The 6,710-nt window shown below is 71.1% G+C and carries 7 protein-coding genes; 2 read left to right on the forward strand and 5 right to left on the reverse strand.

What is annotated here, in order from left to right; all coding sequences use genetic code 11:
• Window positions 1–45: 45 nt before the first annotated feature.
• On the reverse strand, window positions 46–1,191 hold the full coding sequence (locus tag AB0J66_RS46940; RefSeq protein WP_364675200.1) for a chitosanase: 1,146 nt from the start codon (window positions 1,189–1,191) through the stop codon (window positions 46–48).
• Window positions 1,192–1,380: 189 nt separating this feature from the next.
• On the opposite strand from AB0J66_RS46940, the gene AB0J66_RS46945 reads away from it, so the two are divergent.
• Window positions 1,381–2,565, forward strand: coding sequence for an ROK family transcriptional regulator (locus tag AB0J66_RS46945; protein ID WP_364675202.1), 1,185 nt, complete (start codon window positions 1,381–1,383; stop codon window positions 2,563–2,565).
• 10 nt (window positions 2,566–2,575) lie between these two features.
• Here the strand turns inward: AB0J66_RS46945 and AB0J66_RS46950 are convergent, their stop codons facing one another.
• The 4 genes from AB0J66_RS46950 to AB0J66_RS46965 are packed head-to-tail and all read right to left on the reverse strand — an operon-like array spanning window position 2,576 to window position 5,506.
• Window positions 2,576–3,727: a hypothetical protein gene (locus AB0J66_RS46950; protein WP_364675205.1), complete on the reverse strand. Its 1,152-nt coding sequence runs from the start codon at window positions 3,725–3,727 to the stop codon at window positions 2,576–2,578.
• A 54-nt stretch (window positions 3,728–3,781) separates the two neighbouring features.
• Window positions 3,782–4,255, reverse strand: coding sequence for a 2-C-methyl-D-erythritol 2,4-cyclodiphosphate synthase (gene ispF, locus AB0J66_RS46955; protein WP_364675207.1), 474 nt, complete (start codon window positions 4,253–4,255; stop codon window positions 3,782–3,784).
• 25 nt (window positions 4,256–4,280) lie between these two features.
• Complete coding sequence (gene ispD / locus AB0J66_RS46960; protein ID WP_364675210.1) at window positions 4,281–4,973, reverse strand: 2-C-methyl-D-erythritol 4-phosphate cytidylyltransferase; 693 nt, start codon at window positions 4,971–4,973, stop codon at window positions 4,281–4,283.
• Between the two features lie 47 nt (window positions 4,974–5,020).
• A complete protein-coding gene (locus AB0J66_RS46965; protein ID WP_030443670.1) occupies window positions 5,021–5,506 on the reverse strand; it encodes a CarD family transcriptional regulator in 486 nt (161 codons plus the stop codon).
• Window positions 5,507–5,833: 327 nt separating this feature from the next.
• On the opposite strand from AB0J66_RS46965, the gene AB0J66_RS46970 reads away from it, so the two are divergent.
• The gene (locus AB0J66_RS46970; protein ID WP_364675213.1) at window positions 5,834–6,601 is read left to right on the forward strand and encodes a hypothetical protein; all 768 of its coding nucleotides are present in this window, start codon (window positions 5,834–5,836) and stop codon (window positions 6,599–6,601) included.
• Window positions 6,602–6,710 lie beyond the last annotated feature (109 nt).

Below are 6,710 nucleotides of genomic sequence, written 5' to 3' on the forward strand. Positions count from 1 at the left end.
CTAGTGGGGCCGGGGCTGTTGATCAGCCCCGGCCCCGCTGTCGCATCAACCGATGTGGAAGTTCTGGCCGTAGACCGCGAAGTCGAGCGGCGTGTTCAGGTCGAAGTTGCTGTTGTTGAGGAAGCGCCGCTGGGCGGTATCCACGCGGGTGGTGTCGTCGTGGGCGGCTTCCTTCTTCATCTCGATGACGCGCTCGTCCAGGAAGACGTTGAGCCAGGTGCGCTCGTCACCGCCCTGGGCCGGCGGCTTGGCCCGCTTGAGGGCGGCGCTGCGGATCTGGCGCATGCCCTCGTAGCCGTGCATGACGGCCGCGTCGTAGTAGGCGAACTGCCCGAGGGCGCGGACGCCGTCGGCCTTGCCGTCGCGGACCGACGGGTTGAAGTAGACCCGGTCCCGCTCCGCCTCCTGGGCCGCCTGGAAGACGGGGTCGGCGGCGGCGGTCTGCCAGTCGCGGGTGAAGTTGGGGTCGAGGCCGGAGTGCGAGGCGGTGCCGTTCACCGAGCGCAGCGCCGGCAGGTACTTGGCCAGCACGTTGCCGGGCTTGGTGTTCGTGTACGCCTCGACCAGCTCGAGCATGTCACCGGTGCCGGAGCAGAAGCCGATGATGCCGGCGGTGTAGCCCCGGCCGTCCTTGATGTCCTCGATGTAGGCGAACTGGGCCCGCCAGTCGAGCGACGAGTTCTCGGCCGCCGAGACGAGCTGCATCGCGACGTCCTTCTTGGCTGGATTATCCAAATTGACCCCACTGGCTGGCGGCGTGGTCGGCGGCGTCGAACCGCCGGGCAGACTCCAAGTCTGGTTCGCCGTGCCGGTGCACGTCCAGATCTGCAGCCGCGTGCCGTTGGCGGAACTCTGCCCGGTGGCGTCCAGGCACTTGCCCGAGCCGGCGTTGACCAGCGTGGTGCCGGTCGGGGTCCACTTCTGGGCCCCGGTGCCGTTGCAGTCGTACAGCTGGATCTTGGCGCCGTTGGCGGTGGAGGCGCTGGTGACGTCGAGGCACTTGCCGAGGGCCCGGATGCTGCCGTCGGCGTTGCCGACGGTCCAGCTCTGGGCCGAGCTGCCGTTGCAGTCGTAGATCTGGACGGCCGTGCCGTTGGCCGAGCTCGCCCCGGCGACGTCGATGCACTTGCCGCCGATGCCGGTGATCGGCCCGGCGGCCGCGGCACTGGCCGGCAGCAGCCCGTAAATCACCGCCGCGGCGGGGACCGCAACGGCTACACCTGCGTAAACGACTCTTCTTGCGCGGATCATGGCGCTCCTCGCGGAGGGGGGATGAGGGGTTGGCGCGCGCGGCAGAGACGTTAGAACAGTTAACCAACTTTATCAATAAGGCTCGATGAGCCTTGACATGCATCGACGCCCGCCCCTAACGTCCGGCGGGTGACCCGTCTGGCCGGCTCCTCGAAGCTGCTCCGTGCCATGAACGAGAGCGCGGCCCTGGCCCACCTGCTCGACCCGGGCCGGCTGACGCGTTCCGACCTCCGCAAGCTCACCGCGCTGTCGACCCCGACCATCTCCGAGGTGCTGCGCCGGCTCACCGACGCGGGGCTCGTCACGGTGGTCGGCCACAACAGCGGGCGCCCGGGCCCCAACGCCGAGATCTACGCGGCCAACCCCGGCGCGGCCTACGCGGCCGCCCTCTACGCCCGCGACATCGGCCCCAGCGGCGAGCCCACGGTGGTGGCCGCGCTCTGCGACCTCACCGGCGAGATCGTCGGCCGCGCCGAGTCCCGGGTGGACTTCCTGACCAGCGACCCGATGGCGGCCCTGGTCGACGTCGTGGCCCGGCTGCGCGAGGAGGCCGGCGTCCCGGCCGAGCGGATCCGGCACGTACGCCTCGGCGTGGCCGGCTCCTACGACGCGCAGGCCACCACCATCCGCCACGTGCACCTGCCCGGCTTCGGCGCGGCCGGGCTGGTGCCGCGCATAGCGGCCGCCCTCGGCACCGAGGTCGGCGTGGACAACGACGTCAACCTGGCCGCGGTGGCCGAACGCAAACGCGGCGTCGGCCGCGACGCCGAGGGCTTCGCCCTGCTCTGGCTCGGCCAGGAAGGCCTCGGCCTGGCCATCGACCTGGCCGGCACGCTGATGCGGGGCGCCCGGGGCGGCGCGGGCGAGATCGGCTACATGCCGCTCTACTCACCCGACTCGGCCGACCGCAAGCTCGACCTGCAACACCTCTTCGGCGGCGCGGCCATCCTGGAGTTGGCCCGGGACAACGGCGTTCCGGGCCGCACGCCGGCCGAGGCGGTCAGCGCGGCGGCCGCCGACCCGACCTCGTCGGGCGACTTCATCACCGGGCTGGCCGACCGCATCGCCGTGGGACTGGCGGCGGTGGTAGCGGTCCTCGACCCCTACCTTGTGGTGCTGGCCGGGCCGATCGCCCAGGCCGGCGGGGGCACACTGCTAGCGGCGGTGACCCGGGCCATGCGGCGGGCGGCGCCACTGGAGAGCCCGATCGCCCTGACCGCCATCGACGACGACGCGGTGCTGCTGGGCGCCCTCGACGCGGGCCTCGCGGCCGTCCGCGAGGGCTTGATCTCCTCGATTCGGGTCACCGCTTGAGACCGGCTTCTCAGCGCCTCGTCAAGATCAAGAGCTCGGCGATCGCGGCCAGGACCATGGCCGACACCAACGCCACGATGCCGCCGGCCAGGGCATAGACCAGCAAGAGCAGAGGGGCGACAAACCCGACGTACGCCGCCGCGGCCAGCCGCCGATCATGGGCGCGCAGCCGCGTCAGCACGGCCGCGAGCGGCTCCGGCACGTTCCGGTTCAGCGTGAACGTGATCCCCAGGAAGATCAGCACCCCGATCAGCCCGGCCCACATCCGCGAGATCCCGTCGCTGGCCAGCGTCATCAGCCCGGCGACGACGGCCGCGATCTGCGTGGCGTTCGCACCGTAGAGCGCATAACGCCGCACCTGCTCGGCCGAGGTCTCCGACACATCCAGCACGGACCCGGTCGGCCGGCTGACCGCGGGCACCTCGGTCCAGTGCGCCGTGGCCGCCGGCTCCGGCTCATCCGGCCGGTCCGGCGCCGGGTAAGGCCGCGGGAACGGGTTCGGATAGTCACCCTCGGTGTCCGGCGCCACCGGCAGCGTCGCCTCGTCGGCCAGATCCTCCAGCGCCCGCGCCCACCGCCGCCGCTCGAACCGGACGATGCCCATGTCCCGCTGCGCGTCCCCGATCGACGGATCAAGATCCAACGCCTGGGCGTACGCCCGTTGCGCCAGATCGAAAAGCCGCAGCCGGGCCGCCACAACGGCCAGCACCAGATGCGCCTCCGCCTCAGCCGGCGCCACCCGCACGGCGTTCCACGCGGCGTTCAGCGCCTCCTGGCCATTGCGCGACTCACTGAGCAGCGCCGCCCCGGTCCGCTGGGCGTACGCATCCGCGGGCCACTGCCGCAGGATCTCCCCCGCAACCCGCGCGGCCTCCCCGAACTGCCGGCTGTCGGACAACGCCATCGCCCGCACCACCAGCGCGGTGATCTCCGCCGGGGCCGCGCTGGCCGCCCGCTCGGCCGCCACCAGCGCCTCCGCCGGCTGCTCGGCCGCCAGATGCACCCGGGCCAGGGTCGCCAGCAGGCTCGGATCCTCGGGCGCGACAGTCAGGCCCGCGGCGATCTCCCCGGCCGCCTCGTCATAGCGGCCGAGGTCGGCCAGCAACAACGCACGCTGCCGGTACTCCTCGGGCGTGGTCTCCGGATCCAGGGGCGCGGCCACGAGTCGAGGGTAGGCGCTCCCCCAAAACTCCACCTGTGGGGGTGCGAAGACGGCCTAGCCGGCGGCGATCAAGGCGACCGCCATCGCGGCCAGGCCTTCGCCGCGGCCGGTCAGGCCGAGGCCGTCGGTGGTGGTGCCGGAGACCGTCACCGGGGCGCCCACGGCCGTCGAGAGGGCCTCCTGGGCCTCGGCGCGGCGCTTACCGATCTTGGGGTGGTTGCCGATCACCTGGATCGAGACGTTCACGACCTCGAAGGACGCCGCCCGCACGAGCCGGGCCGTCTCGGCGAGCAGGGCCGAGCCCGAGGCGCCGGCCCACTCCGGTCGCGACGTGCCGAAGTTGCTGCCCAGATCACCCAGCCCGGCCGCCCCGAACAGCGCGTCACAAGCGGCGTGCGCAGCCACATCAGCGTCGGAGTGCCCCGCCAGCCCGACCACATCGGGCCAGAACAACCCGGCCACCCAGCAGGGCCGCCCTGCCTCGAAGGCATGCACGTCCGTCCCGATACCGACCCGCTGATTGATCACCGGCCCAGGCTACCGAGGCGGCCGGTCAGGGGAGGTTGAGGAGGGCCTCGGCGAGGATCAGGTCGAGCGGGCGGGTGATCTTCATGGCCAGCTCGGAGCCGGGGACGCAGGTCACGGGGAGGCCGGCCTTCTCGACCAGGCCGGCGTCGTCGGTGAGGTGGTCGGCGGCCGCGGCGTGGGCGGCGGCCAGGACGTCGTGGCGGAAACCCTGCGGAGTCTGGACGCTGCGGAGGACCGAGCGGTCGACCGTGCCCAGGACCGTCTCGCCGGGGCCGACCTCTTTGATGGTGTCCACCACGGGCAGGGCGGGGATCACCGCGGGATGGCCGTCGCGGACGGCGGCCGCCACCGACTCGATGAGCTCGGGTGGGGTGAGGGCACGCGCGGCGTCGTGGACCAGCACGATGGCGACCTCGGGGGGAACCTGGGCCAGGGCCCGGGCCACCGACTCCTGCCGCTCGGCCCCGCCGGCCACCACGGTGACCGGCGCGACCGGCGCCAGCAGATCTCGAACCGCCTCGACCTCGGCCGCTGGAGCGGCGACCACGATGAGGCGCACCGACGGCGCCGCCGCGACGCGGCGGACCGCGTGCACGAGCAGCGGTTCGCCGGCGAGCAGGCGCAGGGCTTTGGGCCCGCCCGGGCCGAGCCTCAGGCCGGCACCTGCCGCCGGAACCAGGACCGCGACGTCACCCCGAGCACTAAGCTGCTGGGTCACGTCGCGGTCCTGAAAACACAAGTTTTGATGTTGTGTCTCTGGGTAGATCAGGCCTCGGTGAGGACCTTGTCGAGGAGAACCTCGGCCTCGTCCTTGGTGCTCTTCTCCGCAAGAGCGACCTCACCGACCAGGATGTCACGAGCCTTCGCGAGCATGCGCTTCTCGCCGGCCGAAAGGCCACGCTCACGCTCACGACGCCAGAGGTCGCGAACGACCTCGGCAACCTTCAGGGGGTTACCGGAGGCAAGCTTCTCGAGATTGGCCTTGTAACGCCGCGACCAGTTGGTCGGCTCCTCGGTGTGCGGAGCGCGGAGGACGTCGAAGACCTTGCCCAGGCCCTCCTCGCCGACCACTTCGCGCACGCCGACGATCTCGGCGTTCTCAGCGGGCACCCGAACAGTCAGGTCGCCCTGGGCGACGCGCAGGACCAGATACTGCTTTTCCTCGCCCTTGATGACCCTAGTCTCGATTGCCTCGATGAGTGCGGCCCCGTGGTGGGGGTAAACAACGGTCTCGCCGACACTGAAAACCATAGGTTCGAAGCCCCTTTCGCTGTGTCTAGGGTAACACGCTCAGGCGGCGATGTCCCACCCTGCCGGTGACTGTTAGTGCAGCTCAGGGGCCCTGTGACGGGCCTTTCTACGGCTTGACAGAAGCGCCGCGAGCTGCCTTCGTAACACAAAGTGACGAAAGGGTGACCGCTTTGACCCTCGGGTCGGATATTTCGTACCTAGGGCGTTTGTGAGGTCAAGCTTATCGTTAAGGTCCGGAAGCGCGCACTACTGGCGGTCGAGCGTCGCGTGAGGAAGGCTGGGAGCAAGGTCCCCGACCGAAGAAAGACCTCGGGGGGAGGGTGAGTCATGGCTGGTGCGAGCGACAACGGCGGATGGTCGTCGGATGGCGGTTCGCCCGACGACCTGCCCGACCTGCCCGAGGAGTGGGGCGTCATCGTCATCCCCGACGATCTCTCCGAGCTCTCCGACGAGGTCGAGGCGGTCCGCGAGGAGCTGCGCCTCTCCGGCCCGCCGACCCGCTGGCAGCGCTTCACCCGCCGCCCGGCGATCCGCCGCGTGCGCCGGCTGGCCCACAAGGCGGTGCGGGCCCCGGTCCTGATCATCTCGATGGCCGTGCTGGTCACGGTGGCCAGCCTCTTCGCCTCGGCCTGGCCCGGCCCGCCGCGTCAGCCCGCCACACAGCGCACGGCGACCACGACCGACGAGCCCGCCACCACGCTGCCGGCGCTGGAGCTGCTCAACGCCGACGGCCGCCCCGTGTCGCTGGGGGAGCGACTACCCGCTGTCATCCTGCTCGTCGACAGTTGCGCCTGCGCCAAGCTGATTTCCGACACTGTCGACGTGGTGCGCCCCGAGATCGCCGTGATCACCGTGTCGTCGGCGGCCGCCGCGAGCACCGCCTACACCCCGCCGACCAACACGACGCCGCAGGCCGCGGGCAAGACCGTGCGCCCGCTGCACGACCCGACCGGCACGCTGCGCAGCCATCTGAAGCTGCGCGATCCGGACGGCGTCGCCGCCGCCCTGCTCGTCGACGACGAGTCCAAGATCGTGAAGCTCATCCCCCGCATCGCCTCGATCGAGGACATGCGGACCGACCTGGCGCGGCTCTGACCAGCAGAGCTAGGTGTGATGTCCAGCCAGGTTGGTCAACCGGGTGATCGGCGGGTTCTTGCCGATTGCGGTGTGGGGCCGGTGATGGTTGTAGTCGTGCAGGAATGCC

The organism is Actinoplanes sp. NPDC049598 (genome assembly GCF_040675435.1).
Classification (GTDB): Bacteria; Actinomycetota; Actinomycetes; order Mycobacteriales; family Micromonosporaceae; genus Actinoplanes.

What these genes read in the sequence shown, in the direction of transcription:
- AB0J66_RS46970 (WP_364675213.1), top strand. Translation starts at nt 5,834, where the DNA reads ATGGCTGGTGCGAGCGACAACGGCGGATGGTCGTCGGATGGCGGTTCG.
- AB0J66_RS46965 (WP_030443670.1), bottom strand. Translation starts at nt 5,506, where the DNA reads ATGGTTTTCAGTGTCGGCGAGACCGTTGTTTACCCCCACCACGGGGCC.